15 protein-coding genes are annotated in these 15,408 nt (G+C 71.6%); 6 read left to right on the forward strand and 9 right to left on the reverse strand.

From position 1 onward, the window contains the following. Nucleotides 1–46 precede the first annotated feature (46 nt). Both ACZ4VW_RS15505 and ACZ4VW_RS15510 read right to left on the reverse strand, forming a co-directional pair. Entirely contained in the window at nucleotides 47–1,135 is a 1,089-nt protein-coding gene (locus ACZ4VW_RS15505) for a hypothetical protein (protein WP_467962398.1), read from the reverse strand. 135 nt (nucleotides 1,136–1,270) lie between these two features. Continuing rightward, nucleotides 1,271–2,596, reverse strand: coding sequence for an ROK family transcriptional regulator (locus tag ACZ4VW_RS15510; protein ID WP_467962400.1), 1,326 nt, complete (start codon nucleotides 2,594–2,596; stop codon nucleotides 1,271–1,273). Nucleotides 2,597–2,652: 56 nt separating this feature from the next. Here ACZ4VW_RS15510 and ACZ4VW_RS15515 point away from each other — a divergent pair, with 56 nt between their 5' ends. Together ACZ4VW_RS15515 and ACZ4VW_RS15520 are read left to right on the forward strand one after the other, a co-directional pair. Continuing rightward, nucleotides 2,653–3,735, forward strand: coding sequence for a Gfo/Idh/MocA family oxidoreductase (locus tag ACZ4VW_RS15515; RefSeq protein ID WP_467962402.1), 1,083 nt, complete (start codon nucleotides 2,653–2,655; stop codon nucleotides 3,733–3,735). Continuing rightward, nucleotides 3,732–4,211 (forward strand): heme-degrading domain-containing protein, encoded by a 480-nt coding sequence (locus ACZ4VW_RS15520; RefSeq protein WP_467962404.1) that lies wholly within the window; start codon nucleotides 3,732–3,734, stop codon nucleotides 4,209–4,211. The genes ACZ4VW_RS15515 and ACZ4VW_RS15520 overlap by 4 nt, the downstream gene beginning before the upstream one ends. 82 nt (nucleotides 4,212–4,293) lie before the next feature. On the opposite strand, the gene ACZ4VW_RS15525 is transcribed toward ACZ4VW_RS15520, so the two are convergent. The 4 genes from ACZ4VW_RS15525 to ACZ4VW_RS15540 form a co-directional block, all read right to left on the reverse strand. Further along, nucleotides 4,294–5,151, reverse strand: a complete 858-nt coding sequence (locus ACZ4VW_RS15525) for a fumarylacetoacetate hydrolase family protein (protein ID WP_467962406.1) — start codon at nucleotides 5,149–5,151, stop codon at nucleotides 4,294–4,296. A 147-nt stretch (nucleotides 5,152–5,298) separates the two neighbouring features. Then, on the reverse strand, nucleotides 5,299–6,036 hold the full coding sequence (locus tag ACZ4VW_RS15530; protein WP_467962408.1) for a YidC/Oxa1 family membrane protein insertase: 738 nt from the start codon (nucleotides 6,034–6,036) through the stop codon (nucleotides 5,299–5,301). Between the two features lie 90 nt (nucleotides 6,037–6,126). Further along, nucleotides 6,127–6,420, reverse strand: a complete 294-nt coding sequence (locus tag ACZ4VW_RS15535) for a DUF6412 domain-containing protein (protein ID WP_389170812.1) — start codon at nucleotides 6,418–6,420, stop codon at nucleotides 6,127–6,129. Between the two features lie 80 nt (nucleotides 6,421–6,500). Next, entirely contained in the window at nucleotides 6,501–7,277 is a 777-nt protein-coding gene (locus ACZ4VW_RS15540) for a class E sortase (protein ID WP_467962410.1), read from the reverse strand. A 62-nt stretch (nucleotides 7,278–7,339) separates the two neighbouring features. Between ACZ4VW_RS15540 and ACZ4VW_RS15545 the strand changes: the two genes are divergently transcribed. The 3 genes from ACZ4VW_RS15545 (at nucleotide 7,340) to ACZ4VW_RS15555 (ending at nucleotide 10,495) form a co-directional block, all read left to right on the forward strand. Next, complete coding sequence (locus ACZ4VW_RS15545; protein ID WP_467962412.1) at nucleotides 7,340–8,350, forward strand: SEC-C metal-binding domain-containing protein; 1,011 nt, start codon at nucleotides 7,340–7,342, stop codon at nucleotides 8,348–8,350. Between the two features lie 140 nt (nucleotides 8,351–8,490). Beyond that, entirely contained in the window at nucleotides 8,491–8,892 is a 402-nt protein-coding gene (locus ACZ4VW_RS15550; RefSeq protein ID WP_467962414.1) for a very short patch repair endonuclease, read from the forward strand. 241 nt (nucleotides 8,893–9,133) lie between these two features. Continuing rightward, nucleotides 9,134–10,495, forward strand: coding sequence for a DNA cytosine methyltransferase (locus ACZ4VW_RS15555; protein WP_467962415.1), 1,362 nt, complete (start codon nucleotides 9,134–9,136; stop codon nucleotides 10,493–10,495). 15 nt (nucleotides 10,496–10,510) lie between these two features. Here the strand turns inward: ACZ4VW_RS15555 and ACZ4VW_RS15560 are convergent, their stop codons facing one another. From ACZ4VW_RS15560 to ACZ4VW_RS15570, 3 genes are read right to left on the reverse strand one after another with little or no spacing between them, the layout of a single operon-like run. Continuing rightward, nucleotides 10,511–11,389 carry a DUF6339 family protein gene (locus tag ACZ4VW_RS15560; protein ID WP_467962417.1) on the reverse strand — a complete coding sequence of 293 codons (879 nt, stop codon included), beginning with the start codon at nucleotides 11,387–11,389 and terminating at the stop codon, nucleotides 10,511–10,513. Beyond that, nucleotides 11,386–12,381: a hypothetical protein gene (locus ACZ4VW_RS15565; protein WP_467962419.1), complete on the reverse strand. Its 996-nt coding sequence runs from the start codon at nucleotides 12,379–12,381 to the stop codon at nucleotides 11,386–11,388. The genes ACZ4VW_RS15560 and ACZ4VW_RS15565 overlap by 4 nt, the downstream gene beginning before the upstream one ends. A gap of 3 nt (nucleotides 12,382–12,384) precedes the next feature. Next, entirely contained in the window at nucleotides 12,385–14,529 is a 2,145-nt protein-coding gene (locus ACZ4VW_RS15570) for a helix-turn-helix transcriptional regulator (RefSeq protein WP_467962421.1), read from the reverse strand. A gap of 527 nt (nucleotides 14,530–15,056) precedes the next feature. On the opposite strand from ACZ4VW_RS15570, the gene ACZ4VW_RS15575 reads away from it, so the two are divergent. Further along, nucleotides 15,057–15,263, forward strand: a complete 207-nt coding sequence (locus ACZ4VW_RS15575) for a hypothetical protein (protein WP_467962423.1) — start codon at nucleotides 15,057–15,059, stop codon at nucleotides 15,261–15,263. The last annotated feature ends 145 nt before the right edge of the window (nucleotides 15,264–15,408 follow it).

Raw genomic sequence — 15,408 nt, forward strand, 5'->3', positions numbered from 1 at the left:
CGGGGCGGTCGGGGGCCGGTCTGGGCCGTCGGGGTGCCGACCGTCGTCAGGCCATCCGACGCCGGCGGCGGGCGAGGACGACCAGGGCGGTGCCCGCGCCCGCGAGCAACAGCGCACCGGAGGCGGGGGCGAGGACGGCGGTGTGTCCCGGGCCCGTCAGGGCGAGTTCGGGGCGGCCGGGTGCCGACGGAGGGTCACCCCCTTCGTCCTTCGGTGGGAGCGGGGCCGGGGGCGTCCCCCCGTCCGTCCCGCCGTCGGCGTCCTGGACGTCCTCGGTGTCCCCCGGCTGTTCCTCGGCGTCCTCGCCGGTCTCCGTACCCTCCGGCGCGATCGTCAGGCGGTACTCGCCGGACTCGCCGACCCAGTCGCCGTCGTCGCCCCGGCGCTGCACGATCGCCGCGTTGGCGGTGACCTCGTCGGGGGTGGTGTCAGCACGGAAGGCGAGGCGGACGCTGACCGTGACCGTGCGGCCCGCGGGGACGGTGAAGCCGGGAAATCCGGTGAACACCCCGATGTTCTCGGCCTCGTCCGTCTCCTCGAACGTGACCGGCCGCCAGCGCTCCGCCTCGGAGTCGTAGAAGTCGAGCTGGATCTGGTCCGGTTGGAGGGCGCGCTCGCGGTCGGCGAGGACCAGGACGGGGTGGACGCCGTGGCACGGCTCGGCGGTGGTGTTCGTGAGGTCGACCTCGAAGGTGCGGAAGTCACCGCCGGGGACGTAGGTGTTCGTGCCGCCGTGGACCCGGGTGTCGAGGGGGAAGTCGGGGTCGGTCGCCTTGCCGCAGGTGGGCGGCTTGTCCGGGCGTCCGGCTCCGGGGTCGACACGGGAGCCGACAGGGGATTCGCGACCCGGGCTCGACCTGGGGCCGAGGGTCGGGCCTGAGCTGAGACCGAAGCCGGGGCCGAAGCCGGGGCGACTGCCGAGGGTCGAGCCGGGGCCGGAATCGGAGCCGAGGGTCGGGCCGGGGCCCAGGGTCGGGCCGGAGTTCACGCCGGTGCCGGGGCCGAGAGGCAGGTCGGAGTTCACGTCGGAGCCGGTGCGGGGGTCCGCCGACGAAGGGGCGACGGCGAGCGCGAGGACGGCGGTTCCGGTCGTCGCCGCGGTCACACCGAGGGCGAGGGCATTGCGCAGTCGCATGGGCAGGTGCCTTTGCTGCTCGCGGGCGTACGGGACGGCCGCGACGCTGCCACGCGGACGCGGCGGAGCCCGGGAGCGACGCGGCGCATGCCCCTGGACGGGCCGCGCGTTCCGCCCGATCAGCTCATTGACCGATCATCCGATCACCCGATCCCCTTCTTTCCCGAAGACCGGAGCGAGGATCAGCTGAGCCGCCCCCTCGGCCACGGCGTACGGCGTGGGGGTGCCCGAGACGGGCGTCCCCGTACGCGCGCCGGCGAGCACCGCGCCGACGCCGTGCGCGAAGACCTCGGGCGCCGCGGTGACGGCCCGGCCGCCGAGAACGACCCGGTCGATGTCGAGGAGCCGGACGAGGTTCGCGGCACCGGCGCCGAGGATCCGGGCCGCCTCGGGAAGGTCGCCGCGGGCGACGGCCGCCAGACAGAGCACCTCCAGGCAGCCGCGCCCGCCGCACTCGCAGGGCGGCCCGTCGAGCTGGACGGTCTGGTGCCCGAACTCTCCGGCGCCGGTTCTGGCCCCCCGGTGGAGGGCGCCGTTCAGGACGAGGCCGGCGCCGAGTCCCGTACCGAGGTGGAGGTACGCGAACGAGTCGGCGAGCGGAGCCCGGAGGGCGAGCCCGAGGGCGGCGGCGTTGGTGTCCTTGTCGAGCGCCACCGGCAGCCCGAGCCGCCGCGCGAGCTCGTCCCGCAGCGGGACCCCTTCCCAGGCGGGGTAGCCGGTGACCCGCCCGGGTGTACCGGTGAGGTGATCGAGAGGCCCGGGCATGGCGACCCCGACGCCGAGCAGGGCGGGGGCCGGGACCGGGGCTTCCGACGCCGGGACCGGGGCTTCCGGCGCCGGGACCGGGGCTTCCGGCGCCGGGACCGGGGCTTCCGACGCGAGGGCGTCCGAGGGGGCGGGGCCCTCCGGCACGGCGGCCCGCGAGGGCGCGGACGCCGTCTCGGAGGCCGCGGCGGCCCCGGTCACCGGCGCCCCGCCCGCGGCGAGCTCCCGCAGCGCCCCGACCTCCCCTTCCACCACCTCGAACACCGCGTCCACGCCCGCGCCCAGATCCAGCGGGGCGCGGCGCAGGGCCACCCGTACCCCCGCGAGGTCCACCAGGACGGCCGTCAGCTCGTCGCGGTCCAGATGGACCCCGACCCCGTACGCCGCCGAAGGGACCAGCCGCAGGACAGTACGGGGCTTCCCGCCGGTCGAGGCACGGTGACCGGCCTCCCGCGCCAGGCCCTCCGCCCGCAGCCGCGCCGTGATCTTGCTGACCGCCTGCGGGGTGAGCCCGGTCCGTTCGGCCAGCTCCAGACGGCTGATCCCGGCCTCCCCCGCCGTGCGCAGCAGATCGAGCACCAGCGCGGCGTTGTGGCTGCGCAGTGCCGGCAGGTTGGCGCCCGCCCCGACCCGGGCCACGCCCGTCCCGATGCGGGCTCCGCCGCCGCCTGTGGCCCTACCGACACTCCTGTTCACAAGGCCATTGTCTCCTTCGCTTGCACTTTGGCAACAGCGTTGTTTAAGTGGGATCCATGACTGGCACCGACCCCGCCCCCCTCCGCGTCGGACTCGTCGGCTACGGCCTCGCGGGCTCCGTCTTCCACGCGCCGCTGATCACCGCCACCGAGGGCCTCGCCCTCGACACGGTCACCACCGGCAACCCGGAGCGCCAGGCTCAGGCGCGCGCCGCTCACCCGGGAGTGCGGGTGGCGGCCTCCCCCGAAGAGCTGTGGGCGCGGGCCGACGAGCTCGATCTGATCGTCGTCGCCTCCCCCAACAAGACGCACGTCCCGCTCGCCACCGCCGCCCTCGAGGCGGGGCTCCCGGTCGTCGTGGACAAGCCCGTCGCCGGCACCGCCGCCGAGGCGCGCGCGCTCGCCGCGCTCGCCGAGGAGCGGGGCCTGCTGCTCTCGGTCTTCCAGAACCGCCGCTGGGACAACGACTTCCTCACCCTCCGCGCGCTCCTCTCGGAGGGCGCGCTCGGAGACGTACAGCGCTTCGAGTCGCGGTTCGAGCGCTGGCGTCCGCAGCTCAAGGGCGGCTGGCGCGAGTCCGGCGCGCCGGAGGAGATCGGCGGGCTGCTGTTCGACCTCGGCAGCCATGTCGTCGACCAGGCCCTCGTCCTGTTCGGCCCGGCCGTGCGCGTGTACGCGGAGTCGGACGTCCGCCGCCCGGGCGCGGAGGCCGATGACGACACCTTCCTCGCGATCACGCACGCGAGCGGGGTCCGCTCCCATCTGTACGTGAGCGCCACCACCGCTCAACTCGGCCCACGCTTCAGGGTGCTCGGTTCGAGCGCGGGATTTGTGAAGTACGGTCTCGACCCGCAGGAGGCCGCTCTGCGCGAGGGCTCGGTGCCGGCGCCCGGAGCGCCGTGGGGCAGGGAGCCCGAGTCGATGTGGGGCACCCTCGGCGCCGGGGAGTCCCCGGTGACCGGCGGCGGCACCCCGGTCGAGACGCTGCCGGGCGACTACCCGGCGTACTACGCGGCCGTCGCGGCCGCCCTCCGGGGCACCGGCGAGAACCCGGTCACCGCGCACGAGGCCGCCGCCGCGCTCGACGTCCTGGAGGCGGCGAGGCGGTCCGCCCGCGAGGGAATCACGGTGACGCTGTGAGCACCCCCACTCCGGAGATCGCCGAACTCACGGCGCAGGAAGTCCGCCTGACCCTCCCCCGCTTCACGTACGACGACGCCTGGACGCTCGGCGGCATCCTCGTCGGCCTGGCGCGCGAGCGCCGGGCGCCCGTCGCGATCGACATCCGGCGGGGCGCGCAGCAGCTCTTCCACTGCGCGCTTCCGGGATCGAGCGCGGACAACGACGCCTGGATCGACCGCAAGCGGCGAGTGGTCGAGCGGTACGGCGAGAGCTCGTTCCTCGTCGGGGCCCGGTTCCGTGCCAAGGGCACGACGTTCGAGCAGTCCTCGCGCCTCGACCCCGACCGGTACGCCGCCCACGGCGGTTCGTTCCCGATCGCGGTCGAGGGCGCGGGGGTGATCGGCTCGGTCACCGTGTCGGGGCTGCCCCAGGCCGAGGACCACGCGATGGTGGTCGAGGCACTGGCCCGCCTGCTCGGCGACCTGTCCGGCTGACCCTTCCTGACGCCCGGGCCAGCCGTCCCGGCCAGGCCGGGCGTCCGGGCCAGGGAGACGTCCGGGCCAGGTGAGGTCCGGGCTAGGCGCCCTTCAGCTCCTGGCGCTGGCGGCCCAGCCCCTCGATCTCCAGCTCCACCACATCGCCGGCCCGCAGGTACGGCTTCGGCTCCGGCTGCCCCATCGCGACGCCCGCCGGCGTACCGGTGTTGATGATGTCCCCGGGGTACAGGGTCATGAACTGGCTGACGTACCGGACGACCTCCGCCACCGGGAAGATCTGGTCCGAGGTGTGCCCGTCCTGCTTCAGCTCGCCGTTGACCCAGAGCTTGAGCGACAGCGCCTGCGGGTCCGGCACCTCGTCGGCGGTGACCAGCCACGGGCCGAGCGGGTTGAACGTCTCGCAGTTCTTGCCCTTGTCCCAGGTGCCGCCGCGCTCGATCTGGAACTCGCGCTCCGAGACGTCGTGAGCGACGGCGTACCCGGCGACGTGCGCGAGGGCCTCGACGTCGCTCTCCAGGTAGCGGGCGGTGCGGCCGATGACGATCGCCAGCTCGACCTCCCAGTCCGTCTTGGTGCTGCGGCGCGGAACGAGCACGGTGTCGTCGGGGCCCACGACCGTGTCGGCGGATTTCAGGAAGACGACCGGCTCCTCCGGTATCGCGGCGCCGACCTCGGCCGCGTGGCCGTGGTAGTTCAGCCCGATGCACACGACCTTGCCGATCCGGCCGACCGGCGGCCCGACGCGCAGCCCGGTCGCGTCGAGCGCGGGCAACACACCGGCCCCGAGGGCAGCCTGGATCCGGTCGAGCGCCGACGCGTCGGCCAGCAGGCTGCCGTCGACGTCGTCGACCACGGCCGACAGGTCGCGCAGCGTCCCGTCCTGGTCGAGCAGGGCGGGGCGCTCGGCGCCCGCCGGCCCGACTCGCAGCAGCTTCATGGTCTTCTCCCTGTGGTCGAGGTGGGCCCGGGGTCGGGCCCTGGTGAGCCCCGGCCGATGGAGTGCGGCCATCGGATGGATCGGAGGGTTGGTCGATCCTCCAAGAGATCCGACCACTCGGCAAGACCCCGTTCACGGACTGGACCCTTACGCCTGAGTAGCAAGGGCCTTCGTCGGCGGCTGCTCGGGGGGCAGCTGGTCCCGGAAGAGGACGGCCCGCTCGACGACGGTCCACGTGGTGCTGGTGACGACGTAGAGCGCGGCGGCGAGCGGGACGACGGCGACCGTGACGAGCGTGGCGAAGGAGAGCAGCGGCATCACCTTGTTGATCGTGTCGGCGCCCGGCGTCGGCGGAAGTCCGGTGTCCAGGGGCTGCGCGGCGAGCTGCCGCTTCGTACGGCGGAAGTGGAACGTGGCCACGGCGGCGACGATCGCGAAGAGCGCGAGATAGACCTGGCCGGCCGGGCCGAACGCGCCGCCGTGGGCGAGGGCGTCGGCCCAGTGGTCGCCGAGCGGGGCGGCGAAGAGGGAGTGACCGGCCATGCGATCGCCGGCGAACAGGTGGTACATGAGCAGGAACGCCGGAGCCTGCAGGAGGCTCGGCAGACAGCCGGCGAAGGGCGAGACCTTCTCCTTCGCGTGCAGCTCCGTGACCGCCTTCTTGAGGCGCTCGGGGTCCTTGGCGTGCCGGGCGCGCAGCTCGGCGAGTTGCGGCGCGATCCGCGTGCGGGCCTTCTGCCCGCGGGCCGCGGCCCGCGAGAGGGGGTGGATCGCGAGCCGGACGAGCAGGGTGAACAGCACGATCGCGGCGGCGGTCGCGGTGGTGGCGAAGAGCGGCTGGAGCAGGTCGGCGAGCTGCTCGACCAGAGAGGCGAAAACGGACATGGGAGCCCTCCGAAGGGTCTCGTCGTGCCGGGAGATGTACGTGTCGGCATGACGGAACCGCGTAGAGGGGCGAGAGGAAGTCTCCTGCGCCTACGCGGCCGTCGGGAGGGGACGGCCAGGTGCCCGGGGCCTGCGGCGGCCGGAGGCGTCCGGATCGCGCTGCGGCAGGAAGGCGGTGCGCCGCGCACGGTCCCGCAGGGCCGTGCGTACCCGGGTCGGAGCCACGGGCGGGGCCGCGGGGGCACCGATCAGGGCGCAGACCACGGTGGTCGCGGCGAGAGCGACGGCGGCGGAAAGGCTCGAACCGTCGGAGAGGAGGAGGTCGGCGAGAGCGAGCAGGAAGAAGAGCGGGGCGAGCACGCGCAGCAGCAGGTTCCTGATCACGGCACTCCCTCCCCGGTCGCTCGGTTTCGACACCTCTCAGCCGTTATACACGATCGGCCCGGGCCGGGGCAGGCCCCGGCTCAGCGGACGAGGGTCGCCCACACGACGAGCCGGTACGCGGAACTGAACTCGGGCGTACAGGTCGTCAGGGTGAGGTAGGAGCCGGGGGTGGAGTACCCGTAGGAGGGCTTGACGAGCGAGCGGGGGACGGGCTGGATGACGCCGGTGTCGCGGGGGGCGGTCTGGTTCAGGACCTGATCGACGACGTACGCGTACCGGCGTTCACGGGTCTGTATCTCGATCCGGTCGCCCTTGCGGAGCCGGTTGATGTAGCGGAAGGGCTCGCCGTGGGTGTTGCGGTGCCCGGCGAGGGCGACGTTGCCGGGACGGCCGGGCGCGGCGGTGCCCGGGTACTGCCCGACGTACCCGCGGTCGAGCACGGACCGCTTGCCGATGCCGCGGGCGACGGGGGCGGTGAGGCCGATGCGGGGGATGCGGAGGATGGCGTAGGCGGGGGCTCCGGCGGACGGCGCGGCGCCGGCGGCGGGCATCTCGCGTGCCGAGGGCGCTACGGAGGGCGACTCCGAGGGCAGCTCCGCGGGCGCACCCGAGGGCGTCTCCGAGGGCGTCTTTGAGGGAAGGACGGCGGGTGATCCCTCCCACTCCCGCTCCAGGGCCTGCACCTGCCGGCCGGCCTGCGCGCGGGCCTGCTGATTGGTCCACCACAGCTGGTGCACGACGAGCAGCAGGAGAACAACCCCGCAGGTGACGACGGCCTCGGCGCCCACCCACAGCACGCGGGCGGGCGTGCTCCGCACCCCGCCTGTCTGGACGACGACCGGCACCCTGTCCCGCACGCGGGGCACGATAAGGGCTGACGCGCCAACTCTCCAGGGCCGTACAGCAGTACGGTGTCGACATGCGCCCCGACACGCCTGCCGCCCACGTCACCGAAGCCGAGCGCCTGCTGCGGACCGCCGAGAGGTACCCGGAGGACCAGGAGCCGCTGTTCCTCCAGGCAGCAGCCCATCTGGAACTGGCGGGCGCGCGCGCACGGGCGACGACCTTGTACGACACGCTGCTGTCCTCGTCCCCGTCGAAGCCCCATCTGATCCGCTCCCTCAAGGCGGCGAACCTGTGGGAGTACGGCCACGAGGCGGAGGCGCGGGCGATCATCGAGGGCGTCCGTGCGGAACGCCCGGCGGAGGCGTCCCCGTGGGAGATCATCGCGGAGACGCTCGAGGCCCACGACGAACTGGAACTGTCGGAGACGGTCGCCACGGAGGCGGCGGCGTTGCTGGCGCCGACGGCCGCGTCGGCGGACCTCCCGCACGCCACCCAGTCGCTCCTGGTCACCCGGCACCGCATCCGCCGGATGCTCGCCCTCCCCCACGACGACTGGGACACCCTGGCGGACACCCTCCACACGGCGGACGTCCCCCTGGACGAGCTCCATGACCCGAAGCGCCTGTGGTCGCTGGGCTCCTCGGACCCGGCGGAACTCCAGGCGGAGATCACGCGCCTCCGCAGCGAACTGGGCTCCTACCGCACGGCCCTCTCCCGCCCCTTCCCGGTGGCGGTCCTCCACTGGCCGGAGCGGGAACTGGACGAGCTTCTGGCCTCCTACCCGGAGCTCGAATCCGAGTACCCCACTTACCGCGCCCACCTCACGGACATCGAGGCATCCCTCCGCGAACTCGCCGCGGCGGGCACCCCGAACCTCGGCATCGTCCCGGCCACGGTCCCCTCCTACGAGGCCTTCGCCGCCTCGGAGTCCTCCTCCCCGGCGAACGCGGACCTCCTCCCCCAGTACGCCACGACCCTCGCCGCCCGCGGCCGCGCGGCGGCCTGGCCCCCGGCCCGGGGTGCGGCGTGCTGGTGCGGCTCGGGAAGGACGTACGGGGAGTGCCACGGGGGCGCGCCCTCCTGAGGGACGGCGACCTCACCCCCACATCCTGCTCGCGTCGGACTCGCCCGTGATGGAATTGTGGCGAACGGACCGAGCCACGATCGTGAGGCACAGCCGCCTTGAGCACGATGAAGCCCTTGTCTCCTGCCGTCTCGGCGCGCATGAGCAGGCAAGCCAGCAAGGACACGGCCGCCGAGCTGGCGGTCCGTCGCCTGCTGCACGCGGCGGGTCTGCGCTACCGCGTGGAGCACCCGGTGCCGGGCATGGCACGGCGCCGGATCGACGTGGCCTTCACCTCGGTCAAGGTCGCCGTCCTGATCGACGGGTGCTTCTGGCACGGTTGCCCGGAACACGCCACACAGCCGAAGTCGAACGCGGAGTGGTGGCGGCAGAAGCTGGACCGCAACATGGCCCGCGATGCGGAGACGACCGAGCATCTCGTGTCCGCCGGGTGGGAGGTCCTTCGCTTCTGGGAGCACGAAGCACCCGAGGAAGTCGCTCTGCGCGTCGAGGCCGCGGTCGAACGACGGAAGGGCCGACGAGGGCGGGAGAGGAAGCCCTGAGCGACCCGGCCTTCGTGGATCCGAGGCTCGGTAGGGACAATATGGTGAAAATCACGGCCGAACAGGCAGCGCTGTCGCGGGTTTTGCCCGAATCGTGGTCGATTGCCGGGATCGGGATCGCTCGCTACCGCCGGATCCGACAGGCCGCGACCCCGCCCGTCGCAGAGGCTCTGGGGCGGGCCTTCGTCGAAGCGTCGGACGGGGAACCGGCAACCCCCTTCGCCGGCTAGACTTCCGCCACATGACCAGCGCGGCGCCACACCAGTCCGTCCTCGACAAGCCCTTTGTCCTGGATCTCTTCGCGGGGCCCGGAGGGCTGGATGTCGCCGGGCAGTCACTCGACATCCCGAGTCTCGGCATCGAGTGGGACCGGAGCGCCTGTCTGACGCGCTACGCTGCCGGGCTGGACACTCTCCACGCCGATGTGAGCGCCGTCCGCCGGGATGCCTTCGAGTCCCTGCCCCCGGAGATCAACGTGCTCGCCGGCGGCCCCCCGTGCCAGACGTACTCGGTGGCCGGCAAAGGTGCCGGCCGCAAGGCCTTGAAAGAGGTCGAAAAGTACATCGAACGCCTGATGGCGGGCGACTCCGACGAGGAGATCGACAAGGACCTGAAGGACCTGAGCGATCCCCGCACGGCGATGGTCCTCGAGCCCCTCCGGTACGCGATTCGAGCGACCCGGAGCCCGAGCCGGGACTACCGTCCGTACGACGTCATCGTCCTGGAGCAGGTCCCCGCGGTCGAGGCGCTCTGGCACCACTACGCCTTGGTTCTGGAGAAGACCGGCCTCCCCGACGGCACCACGTACAAGGTCGTCGTGGACGTCCTCGACACCGAGACCTATGGAGTGCCGCAGACGCGATCCCGCGCCGTGCTGATCGCTCGTCGTGAGGGCTTGGGTGAGCCCTCGCTGCCCTCGCCGACCCACCTCGCCTACGAGGCGAAGGAATGGAATCGCAGGAGCCACCGGGCTTCCTCCGACGTCCATCAGCCGACCCTCGACGAGGAGAGCACCCCGCAGCCCGAGGAGCGCCGGAGGAAGGACGACGCCCCGAAGCACTGGACATCGATGGGCAAGACCCTCGCCGAGCCGGTGGGCACGCATCCGGGGCGCAGGACTCCCTTTCTGGTCCGCTCCAACTACGGCAGCTCGGGAATCCCAGGGCGCCGCGGAGTACGGACCGACCAACAGCCCGCCGCCACTGTCACCGGCCGTATCTCCCGCTTCGTGGTCTTCGAGCACCTCGACGAGGACATCGTCTACGAGGGTCCTCGCTTCAGCATGAACGAAGCGGGGATGCTGCAGAGCTTCCCGCCCGACTATCCGTGGTCCGGTACGGCGCAGGCCCAGCAGGTGGGCAACGCCGTCCCGCCCCTGTTCGGTGCGCATCTCCTGAGCGCAGCGCTCGGTCTTCCCGCGCCGGACCCGGAGGCGCTGAGGAAGCCGTGGCAGCGGGCCACGGAGGAGCAGCGGGCCAAGCTGCGGAGCCACGGCTGCGGAGCTGCGGACGACTGCACCGCCCGCTGCCCGTCCCCGGAGGACCAGTCGCCGCCCCGCTCGACCTCGGGCCCGCGCAAGAACAAGCGGGTGTCGGCCCAGTAGCTCCCGGTCGCGGAGTCAGTCCTCGGTCTTCCTGCCCCTGACCGGCGCGGACTCGAACAGCTCCATGAAGTAGCTGGTGAGCGCCGCCACGGACTCCTCGGGGACGGGATCCTCGTCGGGCCCCTGGGGGAGTACCTGTCGCGCGACCGGAGGTGCGGTCTCCGCCTCCGCGATCCACCCTCTCAAAGGGGCGGGATCCCTCGGCTCGTCCGGCGCGAGCACGTCGTAGACCAGGGTCGCTCCCGCCGTGCTGATCGCCAGGCTCAGGCCGTTGATCTCTCGACCGGTGGTGACCCGCCCGTTCTTCAGGAGACGAACCAGGGCTTGGGCGGTGGGACGGTGGTCGATCACGTCCCTCCGCAGAACGGTGTGGATGAGGTCCTGGTTCCCGCAGGCGACCTCGACGGGCTCATAATCAGGCCCGTTCCGGAAGAGTTCAGCCGCCCACCACAGACGGGAGAAGCACTGACGGTCGGCCGGGCCCGAGAAGCGGTCCGGGGCGACCCGCCTCACCGGCCTGTTCGCCGTCGCCTCCGGCAGGTGACGCCACACGACGTAGTCCGGTGCCACCGCCAGGGCGATGTGATTCCACAGACGCTTGTCCGCCGCTTCCCGCCGCGTCAGGCGCAGCGTGGCATGCAGCCGAGGCGCGAGCCACGCGTCGGCTCGGGTGCGATCCTCACGGAACTCGAACATGGCGTCTTCCACCAGGCTCCGGATCGGCTCGACCGTCCACCTGACGTCGTCCTCGGGGAGCGGCTCGACCACCTTGGCGAGTTCGATGCCGCCATGCACCTGTTCGCCCTTGAGCAGGTCCTCGGTGAGAAACGGATCGGCGGCCGAGGTGGCGAGGAACGCCAAGCGCTCCGGTACGTGGTTCGGATGCGTGATCACGTCGCGCTCTCCCGGTTCATCTGTTCCAGACTGCGGATGGCGTAGGCAAGCGCCCTGCCTGCATCGGCACGACGAGCCGCCGCGTAGTGGACGCGGGTCTGCAGCTCCACCCAACCCGATTCGCCGGTGCGCCGGCGATGCACCTGGCGCAGGGCCTCCTCGACATGAACACCGGGAATCACATCCGGGAGCATCTCCCGCAGCACATCGCCCTGCCAGTCGGTCGGGAAGACCGGGCCGCCGCCCGGTTCCACCTCCAGGTCGCCGATGGCGCCATGGAACACCGCCGTCCAGACGTCGGTGGCCATCTGGGCGACCAGCAGGTCGCGCACCTTGCTGTCCACTCCCGAGCCGCTGCTGTCCAACAGTCCCAGGACCCCTTCGACATCGGTGTTCACGAACACCGTGGGGACCCGGGCCGAGGTGTCCACGATCCATGGCACGTCGGCGTAGGCGTGCAGCCACTCCCTCGAACTCTTGCCGAACGAGGCTTTCTGGATCTCCAGTCGGAGCCCGCTGACCGGCTCGTCGGAGACGGTGTCGACGATCCAGTTCCGGTCGGTCTCGGCGATCGACCGTCCCCACACTCCGTCCACCGTCCCGACGGCGTACACGGCGAGGGAGGCCCGCCCGAGGTGGTCGTCCCGGAGCACCTCCAAGGAGCCTGACCAGTCGCGGCTGTCCTCCGCGTCGCGCGTGAGGTCCGTCGAGGTGCGGACGTTGGTCTCGCCGTCCGTCAGCACGGCGAGAACGCTCAGATCGGACCAGGGCGCGTCAGGTGCGTTCGCCCCTGGCGGCAGCGTCGCGGAGAGACCGATCGTGGCGCTCACCCAGTCGGAGTGACCCGCGACTCCGAGTGCGACGGCCTGCTGCTGCGTCGAGTACGCACTGGTCTCCAGCTGGTCGCGGGTGCCGTCGGAGAGCTTGAGGGAAACCGACGTCACCCTGAGGGTGATCGGGCGGTTGAGCCGCTTGTACGGGTAGATCTTCACGCGTCACACGCCCTTGTCCGCACGCAGTTCGAGGACCAGGCGCGTGAGCGTGGTCCTGACCGGGTGGCTGGTGACATCGGTGGATCCTCGGAACTTCGCGCGACGCACGCCGGGTGCGAAGCGCAGAGTCCCGTCCTCCACCTCACAGCCTTCGACGGCCACGAGTTCTGCCCAGTCCAGCTTCGGGCGGGCGCCGGAGCGCACGTCCAGTTGGGCGACCGGCGCCATCGGGACGATCTCGTCGCCGCGCGGGATGCACACTTCCGCGGTGATCCGCCACTCACCCTCGTCGCCGATGATCGCCTCGAGCCCGTTCAGCACCGGGACCACCGGGCCCGAGGGCGCCTTGGCCTTGGGCCGACTCTTGACGGTCAACGCCTTGCGCAAGGCCTCGCCGCCTTCGCCGCCGCTGCGCTTGGGCCGGGCGACGAGTTCCCTGACCGCGCTGTTGACCTCGGTGGTCAGCTTGTTGATGCGCCGATACGCCGAGGGCGACCAGCGCAGGGTCAGCTCCTCTGTCTGCCCCCAGCGGTCGTGCTCGGGGGGTTCCGCCGCGCGCAGGAACTCCTCGGCCTCCTGCGCGAAGGGAGCCGATTCCCCGGCTGCCTCGCCCGCCAGCAGAACGGCTTGGAACGGATTCGTCCCGAGCGGCAGGTTCGGTACCCCGGCCCTCTTGACGGTCATGCGGTTGCCCCGCAGCGAATGCACCTGGTTCTTCGGGGTGTCCGCGTCACTGGCGGCTTCGGTGACCAACAGGACCGCCTGATGGGTCCCGAGCGTCCCGGAGGCGCCTCCGGACAGCGGCAGCTTCAGCGGAATGCTCCGTGCCGCCACCTGCCCGGCCTCGGTGAGTCGACCCACCGTGGTGCCCTCGTAGTGGGCCCGCAGGGCGCGGGTCCGGGAGGGCTGCTCGGCCGACGGGTCCACCTGTTCCTCCGGCACGACCACATCGCCGTTGCGCAGGGAACGGACGGAGGCCTCCAGGAGGGGAAGTCTGTTGCCCCCGCCGGTCATCGCTGCCCAGAAGTCGCGGCCCAGCGCCTCGACGAGACGGCGGTGCATCTTGCGGATGTCGCGCGTGTCCTGACCGCCCTCCTCCTCCGGGCTCTCCTCGTCGACTTCCGATGAGCCCCCTTCGAGGCCGGCCACGTCGTGCGCACCGACGATGAGGAAGGAGGTACCGGGTTCGTCGCTCTCGCGGGTGAGGTACAGACGGGCCACGGTCTCCTCGTCCGCCCACCAGGATCGGGCGACCATGGCGCCGGGCGAATCCGGGTCGGGGCGCCCGAACCAGGCGGGACCGGCGTACGGTTCGCCGTCGACCTGACGCCAGGGAAGTTCGAGACGGCCGATCACGCGCCGCTCGGTACGCCCCTCATGAGGTACGGACAGTGTGGAGTTGATGAGCACGAGGCCGAGAGCACTGGAGGCCCACAGCGTCGCCTTGCCCAAGCCGTAGGAACCGCCTGCGGCAGGGCCTGACTTGAGGCTCTCCAGTTGACGCCTCACGACCGCGGCGAACTTGCCGTCCGCGTAGTCGTCGCCTGTGAGCCCGGAGGCGTTGTAGTCGTCGACCCGCAACAGGACCAGGCGACCCTTCTCGTACATGTCGCGCACACCGGCGTCCACGACCCGCCCGACCTTCTGGCTGCCCGCGACCTCGGAGACGGCGGAGTAGTGCGGGAAGAGATCGTTCCAGAGGATCGCCTCGCGGAAGGCGTCCAGGTGTTCGCCGGTCAGCTCGTGCAGGGTGTAACGCACGCGGACCGGGCGACCGTTCTCCGTCAGGCGCTCGTCGAGGCTGTTCTGACAGGTCTCGCGCGCGAGGACCTGCACGTCGGCGTCGAAGGCGAAGGCCGCGGCATTGCCCAGGTCGCGGCCACCGTCGGGGTACCCGGGACGGTGATACCAGGTGACCGGCAGGCCGGCTTGGGTGTCGGTGGTGCGGGTGTGCACCGTGCCCAGGTCCGTACCGAGCGCTCTGGCGATGTCCTGCATGACGGTCGGGCGCGGAGTCGACCTCCCGGTGATCCACGCCGAGACGGCGGCCCTCGTCAGCCCGAGCTCCTCGGCCAGTTCGGCCTGCGTCTTCCTCGCGAGCTTGAGCTGACGGGCCAACCACGGCCCGAACTCCTCACCTGTCTCCACGCGCCACCTGCTCTTCCTCGGGTCGTACCGGAGAGGCTAATTTGACGAACGCGACGGCGTCAACCAACAGTTAACCGGAAGGCATCGCCTCACCGACTCTGCATGACTGCCCAACTTGCATCAGATAGTCCGAATCCTCCCGCTCCGCCTCCTCCGAGCGAGGCGATGTCCTCAACTCGGCTCGTATGAACGGAAGTTCGGGTTGCACGCTGGCCGATATGCCGATACCTTCAGCGACGTTGGAAAAGCCATCTCGCTCGTGCAATCCGAAATCCGGAGGGTCGGGCGACCGGGGGAGAATTGTGCCCTTGTTCCGCCCGGATCGAGAGGGTGGAAGTGCGCCCGCAAGCGGCCTGCAAGCTTGCGGAATCTTTTTTGGTAAACGGCTGGCGGCCCTCCATCACCGCCCGCTAGCGTGATCAACGGGAGAGAATCCCGCAGGCAGAACCATTTCGTTTCACGGGGGGCGTGAGTCGTTATACCCCTGTGCGACCACCACGGCACGATGTGACAGGGGTGAGGACTCCATGGACGAGGACGACTGCGGGCGCTTGTTGCTCTCGCATCGGGAGCACAGCGCGTTAGGGCTGGGCATCCGAACGGCCACGAGCAAGGCCGAGGCGAGGGAGACCCTCCGGGCGTACGAAGTGTCCGAGAAGGATCTCGCCGAAGGCTTCCCCAACCTGTCCAAGGTGTTCGGGGACCTGCCCGACGAGAGCCCCCCTGCCTGCTGACGCTTCCCCGGAGCGCACACCCCGCACCCTTGACGACGCCCCGATCAGGGCGCTTCGACGCATCAGCGCGCCATCGACACGGGGCCGGCTTCACTCGGCCGGTGAGGCCGGCCCCGTCACCCTCGCCTTCGCCCGTCCCTCGACA

The sequence above is a fragment of the Streptomyces sp. NPDC029139 genome (assembly GCF_055564335.1).